Source organism: Ruegeria sp. SATB045 (assembly GCF_059613525.1).
Genome location: NZ_JBXWSR010000020.1, coordinates 476,174 through 494,411, shown reverse-complemented (window position 1 = coordinate 494,411; position 18,238 = coordinate 476,174). Strand labels below are relative to the sequence as shown.

At 59.5% G+C, this 18,238-nt stretch carries 17 protein-coding genes and 1 pseudogene; 10 read left to right on the top strand and 8 right to left on the bottom strand.

Annotated elements, in window-relative coordinates; translation table 11 throughout:
- Window positions 1-26 precede the first annotated feature (26 nt).
- Complete coding sequence (locus tag AC2FNR_RS10040; protein WP_496848954.1) at window positions 27-356, bottom strand: sarcosine oxidase subunit delta; 330 nt, start codon at window positions 354-356, stop codon at window positions 27-29.
- Window positions 357-432: 76 nt separating this feature from the next.
- Window positions 433-1,677 carry a sarcosine oxidase subunit beta family protein gene (locus tag AC2FNR_RS10035; RefSeq protein WP_496848953.1) on the bottom strand — a complete coding sequence of 415 codons (1,245 nt, stop codon included), beginning with the start codon at window positions 1,675-1,677 and terminating at the stop codon, window positions 433-435.
- 196 nt (window positions 1,678-1,873) lie between these two features.
- Here AC2FNR_RS10035 and ccmI point away from each other — a divergent pair, with 196 nt between their 5' ends.
- Genes ccmI through AC2FNR_RS10020 form a run of 3 tightly spaced genes read left to right on the top strand, consistent with a single transcriptional unit; the run spans window position 1,874 to window position 3,805 of the window.
- Window positions 1,874-3,094: a c-type cytochrome biogenesis protein CcmI gene (gene ccmI, locus AC2FNR_RS10030; protein WP_496848952.1), complete on the top strand. Its 1,221-nt coding sequence runs from the start codon at window positions 1,874-1,876 to the stop codon at window positions 3,092-3,094.
- A complete protein-coding gene (gene ruvX, locus AC2FNR_RS10025) occupies window positions 3,091-3,555 on the top strand; it encodes a Holliday junction resolvase RuvX (protein WP_170354583.1) in 465 nt (154 codons plus the stop codon). Before ccmI ends, ruvX begins: the two co-directional genes overlap by 4 nt.
- Window positions 3,556-3,571: 16 nt before the next feature.
- On the top strand, window positions 3,572-3,805 hold the full coding sequence (locus AC2FNR_RS10020; RefSeq protein WP_170354584.1) for a DUF1289 domain-containing protein: 234 nt from the start codon (window positions 3,572-3,574) through the stop codon (window positions 3,803-3,805).
- A gap of 243 nt (window positions 3,806-4,048) precedes the next feature.
- On the opposite strand, the gene AC2FNR_RS10015 is transcribed toward AC2FNR_RS10020, so the two are convergent.
- The 5 genes from AC2FNR_RS10015 to AC2FNR_RS09995 all read right to left on the bottom strand — a co-directional run bounded on the left by AC2FNR_RS10015 (window position 4,049) and on the right by AC2FNR_RS09995 (window position 8,187).
- A complete protein-coding gene (locus AC2FNR_RS10015; protein WP_170752487.1) occupies window positions 4,049-4,777 on the bottom strand; it encodes a SpoIIAA family protein in 729 nt (242 codons plus the stop codon).
- Between the two features lie 35 nt (window positions 4,778-4,812).
- A complete protein-coding gene (locus AC2FNR_RS10010) occupies window positions 4,813-5,595 on the bottom strand; it encodes a hypothetical protein (protein ID WP_496848951.1) in 783 nt (260 codons plus the stop codon).
- Entirely contained in the window at window positions 5,592-6,416 is an 825-nt protein-coding gene (locus AC2FNR_RS10005) for a sulfite exporter TauE/SafE family protein (RefSeq protein ID WP_496848950.1), read from the bottom strand. Before AC2FNR_RS10005 ends, AC2FNR_RS10010 begins: the two co-directional genes overlap by 4 nt.
- Window positions 6,417-6,447: 31 nt before the next feature.
- Window positions 6,448-7,479 carry a tRNA dihydrouridine(20/20a) synthase DusA gene (gene dusA / locus AC2FNR_RS10000; protein ID WP_496848949.1) on the bottom strand — a complete coding sequence of 344 codons (1,032 nt, stop codon included), beginning with the start codon at window positions 7,477-7,479 and terminating at the stop codon, window positions 6,448-6,450.
- A 105-nt stretch (window positions 7,480-7,584) separates the two neighbouring features.
- Window positions 7,585-8,187, bottom strand: a complete 603-nt coding sequence (locus tag AC2FNR_RS09995) for a TetR/AcrR family transcriptional regulator (RefSeq protein ID WP_170752481.1) — start codon at window positions 8,185-8,187, stop codon at window positions 7,585-7,587.
- Between the two features lie 142 nt (window positions 8,188-8,329).
- On the opposite strand from AC2FNR_RS09995, the gene AC2FNR_RS09990 reads away from it, so the two are divergent.
- The 6 genes from AC2FNR_RS09990 to AC2FNR_RS09965 all read left to right on the top strand — a co-directional run bounded on the left by AC2FNR_RS09990 (window position 8,330) and on the right by AC2FNR_RS09965 (window position 15,824).
- Window positions 8,330-8,794, top strand: a complete 465-nt coding sequence (locus tag AC2FNR_RS09990; protein WP_170752479.1) for a (2Fe-2S)-binding protein — start codon at window positions 8,330-8,332, stop codon at window positions 8,792-8,794.
- Between the two features lie 3 nt (window positions 8,795-8,797).
- Window positions 8,798-10,984, top strand: a complete 2,187-nt coding sequence (locus tag AC2FNR_RS09985) for a xanthine dehydrogenase family protein molybdopterin-binding subunit (RefSeq protein WP_496848948.1) — start codon at window positions 8,798-8,800, stop codon at window positions 10,982-10,984.
- A gap of 111 nt (window positions 10,985-11,095) precedes the next feature.
- Complete coding sequence (locus tag AC2FNR_RS09980; protein WP_496849126.1) at window positions 11,096-12,415, top strand: glutamine synthetase family protein; 1,320 nt, start codon at window positions 11,096-11,098, stop codon at window positions 12,413-12,415.
- A 59-nt stretch (window positions 12,416-12,474) separates the two neighbouring features.
- On the top strand, window positions 12,475-13,155 hold the full coding sequence (locus tag AC2FNR_RS09975) for a type 1 glutamine amidotransferase (RefSeq protein WP_170752475.1): 681 nt from the start codon (window positions 12,475-12,477) through the stop codon (window positions 13,153-13,155).
- A complete protein-coding gene (locus AC2FNR_RS09970; RefSeq protein WP_353390359.1) occupies window positions 13,155-14,513 on the top strand; it encodes a glutamine synthetase family protein in 1,359 nt (452 codons plus the stop codon). The genes AC2FNR_RS09975 and AC2FNR_RS09970 overlap by 1 nt, the downstream gene beginning before the upstream one ends.
- Before the next feature lie 6 nt (window positions 14,514-14,519).
- Window positions 14,520-15,824: an NAD(P)/FAD-dependent oxidoreductase gene (locus tag AC2FNR_RS09965; protein ID WP_496848947.1), complete on the top strand. Its 1,305-nt coding sequence runs from the start codon at window positions 14,520-14,522 to the stop codon at window positions 15,822-15,824.
- 34 nt (window positions 15,825-15,858) lie between these two features.
- Here AC2FNR_RS09965 and AC2FNR_RS09960 read toward each other — a convergent pair.
- Window positions 15,859-16,680, bottom strand: a pseudogene (locus AC2FNR_RS09960) (formylglycine-generating enzyme family protein).
- Window positions 16,681-17,021: 341 nt separating this feature from the next.
- On the opposite strand from AC2FNR_RS09960, the gene AC2FNR_RS09955 reads away from it, so the two are divergent.
- The gene (locus tag AC2FNR_RS09955) at window positions 17,022-18,236 is read left to right on the top strand and encodes a DegT/DnrJ/EryC1/StrS family aminotransferase (protein ID WP_496848946.1); all 1,215 of its coding nucleotides are present in this window, start codon (window positions 17,022-17,024) and stop codon (window positions 18,234-18,236) included.
- The last annotated feature ends 2 nt before the right edge of the window (window positions 18,237-18,238 follow it).

Sequence of the window (18,238 nt, the reverse complement as noted above, 5' to 3'; positions counted from 1 at the left end):
GGCGGAATTACGGGTGGCTGGGCGGATCATTCGAACTCTCTCCAGGTCCAGCCGGGGCGCTTGGCGGTGATCGCTTCGCGGATTTCTTTGGGCGGCTCGGAGGTCTGGGCCGAATAGGTACCGAACACTTCGAGCGTCTGTGTGCAGCGTGCAGCGTGGAACCACTTGCCGCAGCCATTGGCATGACGCCAGCGCTCGAAATGAACGCCTTTGGGGTTTTCACGCATGAACAGATAGTCGTGGAACTCGTCATCCGACGAGCCCGGACCAAAGCGTTTCAGATGCGCTTCGCCGCCAGCGGCCAGTTCAGTTTCTTCGGCATCGACGCCGCAATAGGGGCAGTTCAGGATCAGCATATGGTCATCCTTTTCTCGGTCGGTCGACACTCGGGCCGACCAGAATTCTGTGTTGTGGTCACTTCGGGCAGAGCCCTTAGTGTGCCACCCCGGCGGCGACGCTTTCGTCGATGAAACGGCCTTCCTTAAAACGGTCCAGCGTAAACGCTTCGGTCAGCGGCGAATGGCCCGTGGCCATCAGTTGCGCCATCCCCCAGCCCGAACCCGGAATGGCCTTGAAGCCACCCGTGCCCCAACCTGCGTTGATGAAACAGCCCTGCAGCGGCGTTTTCGAAAGGATAGGCGAGCGGTCGCCGGTCATGTCCACGATCCCGCCCCACTGGCGCAGCATCTTCAGGCGCGAAATCATCGGGAATGTCTCGACCAGCGCCCGCACAGTTTCCTCAATATGATGGAACGAACCGCGCTGGGTGAAGTTGTTATAAGCGTCGGTGCCGCCACCGATGACCATCTCGCCCTTGTCGGATTGCGACATATAGCCATGCACGGTGTTGGCCATTACGACCACGTCCATGCAGGGTTTGATAGGCTCGGACACCAGCGCCTGCAGCGCTACGGCCTCAAGCGGCAGACGGAAGCCCGCCATCTCAGCCAGTTGACCGGAATGGCCCGCGACCACGATGCCTAGTTTTTCACAGTCAATCGCACCTTTGGTGGTGTCGACGCCGACAACGCGGCCATTGTCCTGACGTACGCCAGTGACTTCGCATTGCTGGATGATGTCCATCCCCATAGCCGAACACGCACGGGCATAACCCCAGGCCACCGCATCGTGACGCGCGGTGCCACCGCGTTCCTGCCAAAGACCGCCTAATACCGGATAGCGCGGCCCGTCCAGATTGATGATCGGCACCAGCTCTTTGACGCGCTCGGGTGTGATCCATTCGGTCTTCACGCCTTGCAGCGCGTTGGCATGGGCCGTGCGCTGATAGCCACGGATCTCGTGCTGGGTTTGCGCCAGCATGATCACCCCACGCGGACTGAACATCACGTTATAGTTCAGGTCCTGGCTCAGATCTTCGTACAGGCTGCGCGCCTTTTCATACAATGCCGCCGACGGATCCTGCAAATAGTTCGACCGGATGATGGTCGTGTTCCGGCCGGTATTGCCACCGCCCAGCCAACCCTTTTCGATCACCGCGACATTCTGGATACCGTAGTTCTTTCCAAGGTAATACGCCGTGGCCAGTCCATGGCCGCCAGCACCGACGATGATCACGTCATATTTCTTGTTTGGCTCGGGCGAGCGCCAAGCGCGCTCCCATCCTGTGTGATAGCGCAGCGCTTCGCGCGCCACAGCAAAGGCTGAATAGTGTTTCATAAGCGAATCCATCCGGTTCGGTGATTGTGCGCAGATATGCCGTGTAACGACAGTATACCCCTGCCATCCAACGCCGTAATAGCGCACTATTGCGACATAGCCCTCAATATTGCGACATGAAGTCGTCTCGCGGCCATTTGCCCCTTTTTTCCGACTGCTCGCGGGTCTAAGTCAAGGCAGCCATTTAGGAGCTAACATGACTTTCTGGGCCCTCTTGATCCTGACCGCACTGCTGATCGCAGTGTTCCTTGGATATTCCATGCTGAAGGGACGCAAAGACCGCGAACCCGCAGCCGCATTTGACCTTCGCGTTTATCGCGAGCAGTTGGCTGGTGTGGACCGTGATCTTGCACGTGGTGTGATCAGTGAGGCCGATGCGGAACGGGTGCGGACCGAAATCTCGCGCCGGATTCTGTCTGCCGACGCGCAGATGCAAGCGCAGGGTACACAGGATGGCCCTCCAGTCTGGGCCAATACGGTGGCTATTGTCGTGGTTGCCGCTGTCCTGATCGGCGGCGGTTTTTGGATGTACCGCCAAATGGGCGCCGCCGGATTGCCGGACCAGCCCTTGTCGCTACGTAAGGAGTTGGCCGAAACAATGCGGGCCGAACGCCCCAGCCAAGCCGAAGCCGAAGCCGAAGTTCTACCTGACTTGCCCGAGCAACTGGACGAAGGATACGCCAACCTGTTGCAACAGCTGCGCAATACGGTTGCCGAACGTCCCGACGATTTGCAAGGGCACGTACTGCTTGCCCAGCACGAGGCGAATGCTGGCAATTTTGCAGCCGCATACAAAGCGCAGCAGCGGGTGATTGAACTCTCGGGTGGAGCGGTTCCTGCAGATGCTTACGCACATCTGGCCGAAATGATGATCCTGGCCGCTAACGGATATATATCACCCGAAGCCGAAGACGCACTTCGGCAGTCCTTGCAACGTGATCCCCGAAACGGCCCCGCGCAATACTATCTTGGACGGATGATGACACAGGTTGGCCGTCCTGACATCGGATATCGCATCTGGGTCGAGGCGCTGCGCACATCGCCCGCAGACTCGCCCTGGGCACAGGCCATGCGCGCCCAGTTGGAGGAGTTGGCGTTCCGCGCCGGTGTCTTCAACCCACCAAACATCCCGGCCCCGTCCGGACCGTCTCAGGAAGACGTGGAAGCCGCCGCAGACCTGACACCTGAAGAACGCCAACAGATGATCATGGGCATGGTCAACCAGCTTTCGGATCGACTGGCGACCGAAGGCGGACCACCCGAGGACTGGGCGCGGCTGATCAGTGCACTGGGCGTTTTGGGTGAAGGTCAGCGCGCGATCGACATCATGCAAGAGGCAAACGCGGTCTTTGCCGGGGATGCCGAGGCGTTGGAGATCATTGACGCCGCCGCATTGCAGGCCGGGATCGCGCAATGATCCATGACGCGTTCGAGGATTTCGCCGCTTCGCTCACACCGATGACCGCATTGATGGGATTGGATTTGGGCGAAAAAACCATCGGTGTGGCCGTCTCGGACCGGATGCGCGGTGTGGCCAGCCCTTTGGAAACCGTTCGGCGCAAAAAGTTCACTCTGGACTCTGCGCGCCTGCTGGAATTGATCGCCGAGCGCGAGATCGGAGGGGTCATTCTTGGCCTGCCGAAAAACATGGACGGATCAGAAGGTCCGAGGTGCCAATCCACGCGCGCGTTTGCCCGCAACATGATGCGTTTGACCGAAATTCCCATCGGGTTCTGGGACGAGCGCCTCAGCACGGTTGCGGCAGAAAAGGCACTGCTCGAGGCGGATACGACACGAAAACGTCGCGGACAGGTTATCGACCACGTTGCAGCAGGCTATATTCTGCAAGGAGCGCTGGACAGATTGCGCTTTCTCTAAGGATCGGATGACACCAATGACAAACATGGTCTGGAAACGGAACGAGGTCGAAAGCCCCTGCGTCCAGATTTGTGTCGTTCACCCGACCGAGCGGATCTGCACTGGTTGCTATCGGACCATCGACGAAATCACACGTTGGTCCAAGATGGACAGTTCCGAACGCGCCGAGATCATGGAAGCCCTGCCCGCCCGAAAGCCGCAGCTTGCGAAACGGCGTGGCGGTCGTTCGGCCCGCCTGAACAAATCCTGAGCCACAGGCTGAGCCTGCGCCGTTGCAGGTTGGTCTGAACTCCGAGGGGGTCAAGTTCGAAGACAAGTGGTGAGTGAGTGGCAACCCACAACGGCGCGCTTCAGCATTGGTGTTTTCCAGACGTGGTAAGACCGGAAAACCCTTGAACCCTATTTCTTTTTTGACTGACTGATCAAGAAATAATCAGAGGCGAGTGCACTTACCTTACGTCAACCTAAGGGCGATCCAACTTGATGGTGCCGGTTATCCTGCAGCCAGCCAAGTTTTCGCGTGTTCAATATCTTCCGACGGGAAATATTGGGTTCGGGTGCCCAGCACATGACCGGCCACGCGTTGCGCCATATGCTGCCAGGCCTTGTCGCCAACGATCGCCGCACGATCCAGCAACCCGATATGACCGCGTGCCAGTCGGAAATGCGCAGCCAGAGCAGACAATCCCTGCCATCCGTCAAACTCCCGCAGGTCGATCAGCAGGCGAAAACCGGTTTTCCCTGCAAGCATCTGGTCCAGATGCGCCTCGGCCTTTTGATACTCTTCGGGGTCAACCTTGCCCAACAGGCTGATCTGAACGCATGGCCCACCAAGATCGGTCACATGGATCGACCCGAGGGATTCGCGGATCCAACGACGCGCTGTTTCGACCTCGGACAGTTCAAAAACCTGGACCGGACAAGGCAAAATCGGAGCCGCCAATCGCACGCTGGTCTGAACCCAACTCTGATCGGCCACCACGGCAATCCGGTCGAACCCGCGCCAATGGCTTAGGCCCAACTTGGTGTCCGCCCAAGCAGCACCCAGGTCGTACCCTTTGAATTCTGGCTGAACGATTGCCATTAATCGAACGGTTTCATGTTCGATCAGCGCGGCCTCGATGGCGGGAATTAAAGTATCGCTGTAATCCGCGCTGGTGACTTCGCCGGACAGCTCGACCTCGATCTGTGCTCCGTCGGCGAGTGTGTGGACCGTAATCATGACCCCATACCTCCTAACCAATACATGGCTGTAGGTTACGGGGATTCGATCCACTCGGCCACACCGCCTTGGAATTCCGGGCGGAAATAGGCGATCATCCGACCATCTGGCCCAGCCGAAGCAGTGTCCGACCAAGGGGCCACCCCATGCAGGCAGTGACGGTGCAAAAGATACGTCTCACCAGGACTGGCGGGCAATTCCAGGCGAGTGCAGGTCTCGAACACTTCGCGTCGGGCAGACTGATAGATGTCTGTAACATCCACCTCGTGCAACGTATCACGCGGTCTACCATGCAGAGCCTTTTCGAAAGCTGCCCGCAAGACCTTATGGCTGCCTTCCCATAAAACCATCGGCGAAGCATCAGCGCTCACTTCGGTCAGCGGAAGGCCAAGTATCCAGGCGTGCGGCTCGTCCACTCTGCGGCGACGGTCAGGACCCATAGGGCGCAACCCATCCACATGCGCTGCATCACGGTTGCGTCGGTAACGCCCGGCTGCCTCGCTTTCGCCGCGGCGTGGCTTGGGGTAGCCGGGATACATCACAGACACCTGCCCCTTGTGCAACGGCAGAGTTCCATAATGCTCGGTCACGAATTCCAGCGCCTGGCCCTGCAGCGGCCCTGATCGCCCCACCCTGCCCTCTGCATCGTTGTCCAGCGCATCCACACCGATGAACCACGTGCCTTCGCAGTCTATCCACTCGGCATGGGCCGGATCAACGACTGCAGCCCGAGCAGCTGGCAGAACGTGTGCTACCCATTCAGCGACGGCGGGGTCATAGGGAAACTTTACCCAGCCTTTCTGCCAAAACGTCGTCAAAGGCCCATCGCTTTGCGCAGCATATTAAGGGCCACCAGCGTCAGGAAAACGGCAAAAACACGTTTGAGCGGTTTGGGGTCCATCGAGTGGGCCAGCTTAACCCCCCAAGGGGCGGTGATCATCGTCATCGCCACAACAATCGCAATTGCCACCAAATTCACCGCGCCAACGGTCATTGGCGGGCGGTGTTCAGGCGCGATATTCAAAAACAGAAACCCGATGACGGACGGAACCGCGATGATCACCCCAAAGCCAGCTGCCGTCGCAACGGCCCGGTGAATGGGCGTGTTGAACAGGCTCATCAAGGGCACACCAAAGCTGCCGCCTCCGATCCCCATCAATACCGACAGAAACCCTACACCCGGTGACAAAGCGGCCCGGCGGAGCCCCTTGGGCATCGCGTCCCCAAGCCGCCATTCAGATTTTCCGAAACCTAAATAAGCACCAATCACCATCCCCAGAATGCCGAACAGCGCCTGCAGTGCCTCGGTGCGTAGGGCCGAAGCCACGGTAACTCCGATCACTGCCCCAATTGCGATCCCCGGCCCCCAGCCGCGCAAAATTTCCCAGTCTACGGCCCCTTTTTTGTTGTGGGCCATCACGGACCGGACCGAGGTCACGATGATAGTCGCCAGAGACGTCGCCAGACACAATTGCATCAATTGCGGGCCGCCATAGCCAAGGGTTTGAAACGCATAGAAAAATGCAGGCACCAATACGATGCCACCGCCAACCCCTAGCAAGCCCGCCAGAACTCCGGCCAATGCGCCGATCACCAGCAAGAGGCCCAGCATCTGGGCCAGCAAAAACGTTTCGGGCATTCCCCCCCCATATCGGCCGGTTGGCCGCTTTTTAACTCACTTCGACCTGCGCGTCGGGCGCGACCCGATCCAGCGCCTGCAGCAGAACCTCTGGGCCTGCCCCCTCGTGAACGGCACCTTCGGACAAGACGCGCCGCCATGCACGCGCCCCTGGCCGCCCTGCAAACAGCCCAAGCATATGACGGGTGATCTGATGCAAACGCCCGCCGCTGGCAAGGTGTTGTTCGATGTAAGGCACCATCTCATGAACCACCTCGAACGGGTCCGCAGGTTGCCCAGCCTCAAAGATCAACGGATCTGCCCCTGCCAGGATGTCTGCAGGCTGGTGATAGGCAGCGCGTCCGATCATTACCCCATCAAGGCCGGCATCCAAATGCGTGCGCGCCTCCTGCAAAGAGTTTATTCCACCGTTGATCGAGATATGCATGTCGGGAAACAACGCCTTCATGCAGTGCACCAAGTGATAGTCCAGCGGAGGGATATCGCGGTTTTCCTTTGGACTCAGCCCTTGAAGCCACGCTTTACGTGCGTGGATTGTAACCCTCTGGCAACCCGCAGTGTGGATCGCATCCAGAAACGCTGGCAGCACGAGGTCAGGATCCTGATCATCTACTCCGATCCGGCACTTCACGGTGACCTCGACGCCTACAGCCTCGCGCACCGCCGCAACACATTCGGCTACACGCGCGGGATCTTTCATCAGCACCGCACCAAACGTGCCAGATTGCACCCGGTCGGACGGGCAGCCGCAATTCAGGTTGATCTCATCATAACCTACCTCGGACCCCAACCGCGCGGCTTGCGCCAGCTCTTGCGGGTCCGAGCCGCCCAGTTGCAACGCCACAGGGTGTTCCTGCGGGCTGTAGTCCAGCAGATGCAACGCCCCACCCCGAACCAACGCCGGGGCCGTTACCATTTCCGTATAGAGCAAAGTCTGACCGCTCAGCAGTCGATGCAGAAACCGGCAATGACGGTCCGTCCAATCCATCATCGGCGCAACCGAGAGCCGCGCCGCCCGCCGAGTTGTGGCGTGGTTTGAATGTGCGATCTGAACCTCTGGCATTTTCCTGGCTTTTACCTCGAAACACATCTTACGAGGGGGGCGTCTAGCACTGTTTAGACCATAAACGCCACAGGCAAAGCCATCCAAGCGGACAGCAAAGGCGGGTCAAATGCCATAACGGCTAAGTATCATCTCAACACTGCTGTCAATCGTAGCCGTCATTTCGGCCTCACTCAGGACGCTGCCAGTGAAGACCATCGGCCAGAATGCCTTGGCCTTGATCAACCCGATGAACTCCTGCCCCGCACTTTGAGGGTCGTCTATCCGCAACTGCCCGTCTTCTGCCGCGTCCTTCAGCATCGACACAAATATCGCAGTCTTATCCAGTTTGCCCTGCGCCGCTGCCGCCAGATCGGGGTTGCGCAAAGTTTCGCTGATCACCATACGCGACATCGCCATCACCTCGGGCAACATCAGGATGCGCCCTTCGGCCCATGCCAGTTCGATCAGTTGCTCCCGGATATCACGGCCTTTTTCATAGCGGATATCCAGTACACCGGCAAAGCGGTTTGATAGCTCGACCACAATAGAGCGAAACAGGTTTTCCTTGCTTTCGAAATACTTATACAGCGTCCGCTTGGACACTTCGGCGCGGGCGGAAACACGGTCCATGCTGGCGGCGGCGAACCCCTTTTCCTGGAACTCGGCCACCGCAGCCTCGATGATCTGAGCGTGTTTGGCCGCATTCGGCGCGCTGCATTCGTTCATGTCTGAAAGCTATAGTCCCATTGACATGACAAGGTCAAACAATAGGTAAACCCACGGGTTTACACGATTGAAAACGTCACTTATGGTAAACCCGCAAGTTTACCGATTCAGGTAGCCAGCCCAACATGGAGTATCCCCCCTCATGTCACTGACCTTGAAACTGAACGGCCAGACCCACACGGTCGACGCCGAACCCGGCACCCCCCTGCTTTGGGTGATCCGGGATGAGCTTAAGCTGACCGGAACAAAATTCGGCTGCGGCGTTGCGTCCTGCGGGGCCTGCACCGTACATCTGAACGGCGAGCCCGTACGGTCGTGCCAAACTTACATCGAAGACGTCGAAGATGCCGAGATCACCACGATCGAGGCCGTGGGCGACGACAAAATCGGCGCCGCAGTCCAGCAAGCCTGGGTCGAACTGGACGTGGTTCAGTGCGGCTATTGCCAGTCGGGTCAAGTTATGTCGGCTGTCGGGCTGTTGTCTGAAAACCCCAAGCCTTCGGCCGAGGAAATCGACGAGTACATGTATGGCAACGCCTGTCGCTGTGCCACCTATCAACGCATCCGCGCCGGCGTCCAGCGCGCATCCGAGATTCTGGAGGCCTGATCCATGACCATCAACACCTCTCGCCGTGGATTTCTGAAAGGTGCCGCTGCTGCCGGTGCCGTGCTGCTGGTCGGTGCCCGCCCCGATGGCGCGCTGGCTGCGGCTTCGTCCGAGACCGCTCAATTCAACCCCTTCGTGAAAATCGACGCGGATGGCACCGTAACCGCCATCGTAAAGCATTTTGAAAAGGGTCAGGGCCCGGCCACCGGCCTGCCGACGCTGATCGCCGAGGAAATCGGCCTGACCATGGATCAGATCGAATATGAATTTGCGCCGTCGGACCCGAATGTCTATAACAACCTGCTGTTCGGCCCGTTCCAGGGTACAGGCGGATCGACCGCGATGGCGAATTCCTGGCTGCAATATCGTCAGGCCGGTGCTGCCGCACGCGAGATGCTGATCAAGGCCGCCGCCCAAAGTTGGGGCGTGGACGCATCGGGCATTACTATCGAGGAAGGCATCGTCAAGGCTGGTGACAAATCCGCTCCGATTGCGGAGTTCGTGGCGGCCGCTGCGCAGCTAGAAGCGCCGGCCGAGCCGCGCCTGAAAGACCCGTCCGAGTTCCGCCTAATTGGCAACGCAGCCGTGCGCCGCAAGGACTCGGCCATCAAGGGCAACGGTCAGGCGATGTATGCGATGGATGTGCATCTGCCGAACCAGATGGTCGCGATGATCAAGCGGCCTGAATCCAAGGGCGGAATCGCACTTGGCTTTGATGACAGCGCATCAAAAGAGGTCAAAGGCTATATCAGTGCCGCTGTTCTGCCCAATCAGGCGGGTGTTGCGGTCTATGCCGAAAACACCTGGGCCGCGATCCAGGCCCGCGACGCGCTTGAGGTCGATTGGGACATGTCGGGCGCGGAGACCCGCGATTCAGATCAGATCAGGTCCGAGATCATGGCCGCGCTGGATGCAGAGCCCACCTACAACGTGAACAAGGCGGATGTTGCAGCGGTTTCAGCAGCCATCGATGGCGCGGATAAGGTGGTTGAAAAGACCTTTTATTTCCCACTGCTGGCCCACGCGCCGATGGAGCCGCTGAACTGCACCATCGAACAAACTGCTGAGGGTGACATCGTTCTGCATGATGGCGCGCAGATGCCGACGGGCCCGCATATGGCCTATCAGCAGATCTTCCAGCTGCCGCCCGAGAAGATCCACATCAAGACCATGCTGGCCGGAGGCTCGTTCGGTCGCCGCGCCACGCCCGATGCGGATTATCAGGTCGAAGCCGCGCTGGCCTTTGTGGTCACAGACCGCTCGCGCCCGGTGAAACTGGTCTGGACGCGAGAGGATGACATTCGCAGCGGTTACTACCGTCCTGCCTTCGGCCATAAGGTGCGTGTGGGTCTGGATACGGATGGCAATATCGTAGGCTGGCAACATCAGATCGCCGGGCAATCGGTGATCAAAGGCACCGCGTTCGAGGCCGTTTTGGTCCATGACGGCGTCGATCACAGCTCGGTCGAAGGTGTGGCTGACAGCCCATATTCCATCCCTGGAATGGCCGTTGGCCTGACCGACACGCCCAAGGCGACAACGGTTTTGTGGTGGCGCTCGGTGGGTCATACCCATACGGCCTATGCGATGGAAACCATGATGGACTTGGTGGCCGAAGCCGCAGGTCGTGACCCGGTCGAGTTTCGTCTGGCCCACCTGTCCGACAGCGCCAACCCCGATCAGCAGCGGAAGGCTGCCGTACTGAAACTGGCCGCTGAAAAAGCGGGCTGGGGCAATGCGCCTGCTGGCCGTTCGCAAGGAATCGCAGTGCATAAATCCTTTGGGTCTTATGCGGCTGAAGTCGTTGAAATCTCGGGCGATCCGGAAGACGGCATCAAGATCGAAAAGGTCACCTGTGCCGTGGATTGCGGCATCGCGGTGAACCCCGATGTGGTCAAAGCGCAGATGGAAGGCGGCATAGGCTATGGCATCGGCCATGTGATGCGCGACCAGATCACCCTGACCAGCGGCGCGGTCGATCAGTCCAACTTCCCGGATTACGAGCCGTTGCGCATCAGTGATATAGCAGCCATCGACGTGCATATCGTGCCGTCCGCAGAAGCGCCGACTGGCGTGGGCGAACCCGGAACGCCCCCGTCCGCACCGGCGCTGGCAAATGCGATCCACGCGCTGTCGGGCATTCTGGTGGCCGAGCATCCGATGGCTGAAAACGGTGTCAGCTTCGCCTGACCCTCTGCCCCGCGCCGCCTGAACCCGGCGCGGGGTTAATTTGATCAAATTTCGTGACAAGGCGCGTCGTGTCGACTAAACCTCGGGAGAACCACAATGATGGAGCCCCCGATGGACCTGAGCGCCTTGCACAGTTTTCGCGTTGCAGCCTGTGACCTGAACGGTCAGTTGCGGGGCAAACGCGTGCCGCCCTCGTATTCCGACAAGCTGGACAAAGGCTCCGTGCGGATGCCGTTCTCGGCGCTGAATGTTGACCTGTGGGGCGCGGATATTGACGGCAGTCCGCTGGTGTTTGAATCCGGTGATGCCGATGGTGTGCTGCTGCCCACCGATCGCGGTGCGGTCCCGATGCCTTGGCTTGAGGTGGACACCGCACTGGTGCCGATGTGTCTGTACGACGACCACGGCACCCCCTTCGCCGGAGACCCCCGCCACGCGCTGAGCGCTGTACTGAACCGCTATGCCCAGCGCGGTTGGTCCGTGATCGCGGCGACCGAACTGGAATTCACTCTGCTCGATTCCTCGGGCGCGCAGCCACAACCGCCGATGAACCCCATTACCGGGCGCAGGCTGGTGGATGAGGCCGTGCTGTCCATGGCCGAGATGGACGCATTCGATGCCTTTTTCACCGAGCTTTACGATGGCTGCGCCGCGATGGGCATTCCCGCCCAGACCGCCATTTCCGAAAGCGGTATTGGCCAGTTCGAGATCAACCTGAACCATCAGGGCGCAATGCGCTGTGCTGATGATACATGGCTTTTCAAGGTGTTGACGCGCGGCCTTGCCCGCAAACACGGGTTCACCGCGACGTTCATGTCCAAACCTTATGCCGATGACGCAGGCAACGGAATGCATGTGCATTTCTCGGTTGTGGACGATCAGGACCGCAATGTGTTTGACAATGGAGGCCCCGAGGGGACGGACACGCTGCGCTACGCCATTGCAGGCTGTCTGGCGGCGATGCCCGGCAGCACACTGATCTTTGCGCCGCATGGCAATTCCTATACCCGGCTGGTTCCCGGCGCCCACGCGCCCACCGGCGCTAGCTGGGCCTATGAGAACCGCACTGCCGCCCTGCGCATTCCCGGTGGTGCCCCTGCTGCCCGCCGGATTGAACATCGTGTGGCCGGAGGCGACATCAACCCTTACCTCATGCTGGCCGCCGTTCTGGGTGCTGCGATGAACGGGATCGAGGATGCAACCGACCCGCCCGCCCCAATCACCGGCAACGCCTATGATATCGACGGCCTGCCCCAACTGGCCGGCGATTGGGAGGCCGCGATCACTGCCTTCGAATCCGATCCCCACGTGGCGCGTATCTTCCCCGCTGATATGATCCGCTTTCTGGCGATGACCAAACGGCAGGAAATCCGCCGCTTCGCAGAGCGCCCCCCAGAAGAGCACTGGCTAAGCTACGTCGAGGCCGTCTGACCCCCCTTGCCCGGCCCCTTTTGGTTCGCTAGAATGAATTTGATCAAATTTGGTGACCTATGAAAATCGGCATCCTTGTAACCGGCCACCCTCCGGATGAGCTGCGTTCAGACTTCGGCACATATGACGGCATGTTCCGTACCCTGCTGGGCGGCAACGGCTTTACGTTTCAGACCTACAACGTGGTGGACGGCCAGTTCCCTGACGGCACAGACTCCGCCGACGGCTGGGTCATCACCGGCTCGCGCCATGGGGCGTATGAGGATCACGCGTGGATACCCCCGCTGGAAAATCTGATCCGCGCGATCCGCGACAAAGGCCAGCCGCTGATTGGCGTCTGCTTTGGCCACCAGATCATCGCACAGGCGCTGGGCGGAAAGGTTGAAAAGTTCACCGGAGGCTGGGCCGTTGGGCGCACCGACTATGACCTTGATGGCCAGACAGTTACGCTGAATGCGTGGCATCAGGATCAGGTAGTCGCCCTACCCGACGGCGCACGCGTCACGGGTACCAACGATTTCTGTCGCAACGCCATGGTGGCTTATGGCGACACGATCTGGACCGTACAGGCCCACCCCGAATATGGTGACAGCTTTATCCAGGGCCTGATCGAGACACGCGGCAAGGGCGTGGTCCCCGATGAATTGATGCAAGCGGCCACTGACCGCCTGCCCGCCAATGACGACAACCCCAAAATCGGGCAATTCATGGCGGAGTTTTTGAAGAAAGAGAGGGCCTGATGGCCGACTGGACAGACCAACTGCCGCAGGCAGCCCGCAGCTATTTCGACGGCCACCGACTGGACGAGGTTGAGTGCATCATCTCGGACCTGCCCGGCATCGCGCGCGGCAAGGCGGTACCTGCCTCGAAATTTGCCAAGCAATCCTACTTCCACCTGCCAGACAGCATCTTTTACCAGACCATCACCGGTGATTGGGGCGAGGCCGCGGGTGAGGACGGGTTCATCGAACGGGACATGATCCTGAAGCCCGACTTCACGACCGCATCCGCCGCGCCGTGGACGGGCGACTGGACGTTGCAAGTGATCCACGACGCTTATGACCGTGATGACAACCCGATCCCGTTCAGCCCGCGGAACGTGCTGAAACGCGTGGTCCAGATGTATCACGACAAGGGCTGGAAACCCGTCGTCGCGCCCGAGATGGAGTTCTTTCTGGTCGCCCCCAATGTGGACCCTGCGCAAAGTATCAAGCCTATGATGGGCCGCTCGGGCCGTCCGGCGGCGGCGCGGCAGGCCTACTCGATGACGGCCGTGGACGAATTCGGCCCGGTGATAGACGACATCTACGATTTCGCCGAGCATCAGGGATTCGAGATTGACGGCATTACGCAAGAAGGCGGCGCGGGCCAGCTGGAGATCAACCTGCGCCACGGCAATCCGGTCAAGCTGGCGGATGAGGTATTTTATTTCAAACGCCTGATCCGCGAGGCCGCGCTGCGCCACAATTGTTTTGCCACCTTCATGGCGAAACCGATCGTGGACGAGCCGGGCTCGGCCATGCATATCCACCACTCGATCATCGATATGGAGACGGGGCAAAATATCTTCTCGGGTCCACAAGGGGGCGAGACGGACGCGTTCTACCACTTTATCGCCGGGTTGCAGAATCACCTGCCGTCGGGTCTGGCGGTGATGGCGCCCTATGTGAACTCGTATCGCCGCTATGTGAAAGATCACGCCGCGCCGATCAATCTGGAATGGGCGCGCGACAACCGCACCACCGGCATCCGTGTGCCTCTGTCGGGGCCCGAGGCGCGCCGGGTCGAAAACCGCATCGCCGGGATGGACTGCAACCCCTATCTGGGCATAGCGCTGTCACTGGCCTGCGGCTATCTGGGCCTGGTCCAACAGGAACGCCCGCGCCGTCAGTTCTATGGCGACGCTTACGAAGGCGAAGGCGATATCCCTCAGGTCATGGGCAATGCTCTGGACCTGTTCGATGAAGCGACCGCCTTGCATGAGGTTCTGGGCCCCGAATTTGCCCGCGTCTACGGCATCGTCAAACGCGCCGAGTATGAAGAGTTCCTGCAGGTCATCTCTCCGTGGGAGCGTGAGCATCTGCTGCTGAACGTCTGATCCGCGATGAACCTGCTTTATTCCAACGACCGCAAGGCTGAATACCCGGCCAGCTGGTACGCGGCTACGGCCAATTCGATTGACCGCTTTCCTGTTCTTGCAGGCGATGAAAAAGCCGACGTCTGCGTGGTGGGCGGCGGTTATACCGGCCTGTCCGCCGCGCTGCATCTGGCCGAGGCAGGGTTCAGCGTTGTGCTGCTTGAGGCGCATCGTGTGGGCTTTGGCGCATCAGGCCGCAATGGCGGGCAATTGGGCAGCGCGCAGCGGATGGATCAGGAAGATCTTGAGCGGCTGGTTGGCGATGACGACGCCGCCAAGCTGTGGGATTTGGCCGAGGACGCGAAGGCGCTGGTCAAATCGCTGATTGCCAAGTACCAGATTGACTGCGATCTGAAACCGGGCGTCGCCGTTCTGGGCCTGTCCGCTGGAGAACAGCAGGAATTGCACGACCACGCGGCGCATCTGTCCGACCGCTATGGCTATGACCAGATGGAACTGCTGGACGAAGGCGCGGGCCACGGTCTGTGCCCCTCGCCCGCCTATCGCGGAGGCTATCTGGACATGGGTGCCGCGCATCTACATCCACTGAACTACGCTTTGGGTCTGGCGCAGGCAGCGGCCAAGGCAGGCGTGCGGATTTATGAGGGCACCGAGGTGAGAGGGGTCGAGGAAACCTCACCCGCCATCATCCAAACCGCGCAGGGCAAGGTCACGGCCGATCACGTTGTTCTTGCCTGCAATGGATACCTTGGCGATCTGAACGGCAAGGTCGCCGCGCGTGTTATGCCGATCAACAATTTCATCGCTGCGACCGAGCCTTTGGGCACCGATGCTGCCCGTGTTCTGACCCGGGACGTGGCGGTGGCCGATACGAAATTCGTGGTGAACTATTTCCGCCTCAGTGCCGATAACCGGCTGCTGTTCGGCGGTGGTGAAAGCTATGGCTACCGCTTCCCGGCGGACATCGCCGCCAAAGTCCGCAAACCGATGACCGAGATTTTCCCACATCTGCAGGATGTGAAGATCGACTATGCCTGGGGCGGCACGCTGGCGATTACCATGCGGCGGATGCCGTATCTGACGCGGGTTGCGCCCAATATCCTGTCAGCCTCGGGCTACTCTGGTCACGGGGTCGGAACAGCCACCCATGCGGGGCAATTGATGGCACTGGCCATTCAGGGGCAGGCCGCAGGGTTCGACACCATGGCCCGCGTCCCCGCCCTACCTTTCCCCGGAGGCGCCGCCTTGCGCAGCCCCCTGCTGGTGCTGGCGATGACGTGGTTTGCTTTGCGGGATCGGCTGGGGGTGTGATCGAGCCCCCAGTTAACTGAGGTCTTGCAGACTATCAAAAATCGCGTAGCACTCGAAACCCAGCGGCCATTAGACTTGCGTCCTCATCTACTCGCCCGCGCGAAGCGACCCTAGAGAAATCCATAGCGGTCCAATAGGCACCACCTCTCCCGACGCGGTCTGTACACGCAGGCAACATAGCGTGTCGCAGATAGTCACTTACAGTCGCAAAACCTATGTGAGTTGAAGTCCAGCAAGACATTGTACGCTCAACTACATTGCCTGACATATGGCGCAATCCCCACGCATTGGCGGCGTCGAGATCATCAACCCGAACCGGATGACCACGCCGTGCCAGTTCCGGACGCTTGACACCCAACATCTCTTCGGTTGGTTTGCCGTGGAAATTGACTTGATCGGTGGTTACTTCCTAACCCTGAGCAAATGGGGTCTGCGTTCCGGCGCGTGCTGCATACTCCCACTCTGCTTCCTTTGGCAAACGGTACACATCGGCGCCAATCTTGTCGTTGAGCCATTTTGTATAAGCCACGCCGTCGGAATAAGAGACATCAACAACCGGGTAGTTGCCCCGAACATCTACGCAGGCAGCATCGCGCTGTAATATACAATCGCGCGGAACATGCCCTCCACAGCCACCGTCATTGACGTACGCCATCCACTGTTCATGCGTCACTTCATTTCGACCAATAGCAATTGGCATATCAATCTTAACAGGATGAACAGGGCCCTCGTGGTACGCGATATAGGGATCCTCAGGAGTGGCCCACCGCATAGGATTCGCGCCCAAGTGAATATTCAAACGAGATTCACCCGGCGGCCCGCCCATCAGGAACTCTCCCAACGGCAACACGATCATCTCGGGGCAGACGTCGCATTCCTGAAACATCTCAAGCGGGGCTACCTCGGTTCCGTCGGACAGGACGTATTGCGCCTGAGCTGGCAGAGCGAGAATGGACAATGAAAAAGCAAGTCTAGCAAGCATGATGGGAACAATCCGAACCGTGAAATGCAATGTTTAGATTTTCCCATTGCCACCCGGATTCCCCAACGGATGCAAGGCGCTATCCGGGGTCCGAACGAAGTTATCCTCTGGATTGCGACAGTTAGGTGAAATTTTGCTGCATGGTCACGTAGGGGCTTGGATTGACGTTCTTTTAGCTTTATCTTTTCCAAAGATAGAATTTGGGAAAATCAAATATGACGCTTCCGCCTAACGTTCATGACGCCGAACCCATCCCTGCCGCCGCGCGTGAGGCCATCGACGCCCTGATGCAATCGGGCGACCTGTTCCGCTATACCGCGCCGCAAGACGCGCCGGTCGCGCTTCTGGAAAGCGAATTCGCGGCCCTTTTGGGCGCGAAATACGCGCTGGCCGTATCGTCCTGCTCGGCCGCTTTGTTCCTGTCGCTCAAGGCATTGGGTCTGCCTTGGGATGCGCGGGTGCTGATCCCCGGATTTACCTTTGCGGCCGTGCCGTCCTCGGTCGTTCATGCGGATTGCATCCCGGTGCTGTGCGAAGTGGGCGAGAACTATCGCATCGACATGGCCGATTTCGAGGCCAAACTGGACAGTGTTCAGGCCGTCATCATCAGCCATATGCGCGGCCATACATCCGACATGGACGCGATCATGGCGCTGTGCAACGCGCGTGACATTCCAGTTGTCGAGGACGCGGCGCATTCGCTGGGCACCACATGGCACGGCAAGAGTATCGGCACGATTGGCAAAGTCGGCTGTTTCTCGTTCCAGTCCTACAAGATGATCAACGCGGGCGAAGGTGGCATTCTGATCACAGACGACGCCGATCTGGTGGCGCAGGCCGTGATCATGTCAGGCGCGTATGAGCATAACTGGAAGAAACACAAAACCCCGCACGGCGACAACTCGCCCGAGTTGGAGCAGGCCTTTGCCCGCTGGCAGAACAAACTACCACTGTATAACCTGCGGATGAGCAACCTCAGCGCCGCCGTGATCCGTCCCCAGATTCCCGAACTGGCGCGGCGCGTCAAGGATGGCTTGGCCAATCATGACTATGTGGCCGAGCGTCTGAATGGCTCGGATTTCATCGACGTCCCTGCCCCCCTGTCACCCGAGCGCCGCGCACCGGATTCGATCCAGTTCAATCTGGTGGGCCTCAGCGATGACGAGATCCGCGCCTTTGCCGAAGCCTCCGAGGCGCGTGGGGTCAAGGTTCAGGTCTTTGGTCAAAGCGCGGATAACGCTCGCGCCTTTTGGAATTGGCAGTTCCTACCGGAACAGTTTGAACTGCCGCAGACGCGTGACATGCTGATGAAGGCGTGTGACGTGCGCCTGCCCGTGCGTCTGACGCGTGAGGAACTAGACGTGATCGCCGACATCCTACTGGCTTCGGTTGGTGAAGTAACCGGGCCGGTTCCGGTCTATGGCACCTAGCT

Coding starts and splice junctions, on each gene's coding strand:
- ccmI (WP_496848952.1), top strand. CDS start 1,874: ATGACTTTCTGGGCCCTCTTGATCCTGACCGCACTGCTGATCGCAGTG.
- AC2FNR_RS09965 (WP_496848947.1), top strand. CDS start 14,520: ATGAACCTGCTTTATTCCAACGACCGCAAGGCTGAATACCCGGCCAGC.
- AC2FNR_RS09970 (WP_353390359.1), top strand. CDS start 13,155: ATGGCCGACTGGACAGACCAACTGCCGCAGGCAGCCCGCAGCTATTTC.
- AC2FNR_RS09955 (WP_496848946.1), top strand. CDS start 17,022: ATGACGCTTCCGCCTAACGTTCATGACGCCGAACCCATCCCTGCCGCC.
- AC2FNR_RS09990 (WP_170752479.1), top strand. CDS start 8,330: ATGTCACTGACCTTGAAACTGAACGGCCAGACCCACACGGTCGACGCC.
- AC2FNR_RS10035 (WP_496848953.1), bottom strand. CDS start 1,677: ATGAAACACTATTCAGCCTTTGCTGTGGCGCGCGAAGCGCTGCGCTAT.
- dusA (WP_496848949.1), bottom strand. CDS start 7,479: ATGCCAGAGGTTCAGATCGCACATTCAAACCACGCCACAACTCGGCGG.
- AC2FNR_RS09995 (WP_170752481.1), bottom strand. CDS start 8,187: ATGAACGAATGCAGCGCGCCGAATGCGGCCAAACACGCTCAGATCATC.
- AC2FNR_RS09975 (WP_170752475.1), top strand. CDS start 12,475: ATGAAAATCGGCATCCTTGTAACCGGCCACCCTCCGGATGAGCTGCGT.
- ruvX (WP_170354583.1), top strand. CDS start 3,091: ATGATCCATGACGCGTTCGAGGATTTCGCCGCTTCGCTCACACCGATG.
- AC2FNR_RS10040 (WP_496848954.1), bottom strand. CDS start 356: ATGCTGATCCTGAACTGCCCCTATTGCGGCGTCGATGCCGAAGAAACT.
- AC2FNR_RS09985 (WP_496848948.1), top strand. CDS start 8,798: ATGACCATCAACACCTCTCGCCGTGGATTTCTGAAAGGTGCCGCTGCT.
- AC2FNR_RS10005 (WP_496848950.1), bottom strand. CDS start 6,416: ATGCCCGAAACGTTTTTGCTGGCCCAGATGCTGGGCCTCTTGCTGGTG.
- AC2FNR_RS10020 (WP_170354584.1), top strand. CDS start 3,572: ATGACAAACATGGTCTGGAAACGGAACGAGGTCGAAAGCCCCTGCGTC.
- AC2FNR_RS10015 (WP_170752487.1), bottom strand. CDS start 4,777: ATGATTACGGTCCACACACTCGCCGACGGAGCACAGATCGAGGTCGAG.
- AC2FNR_RS09980 (WP_496849126.1), top strand. CDS start 11,096: ATGGACCTGAGCGCCTTGCACAGTTTTCGCGTTGCAGCCTGTGACCTG.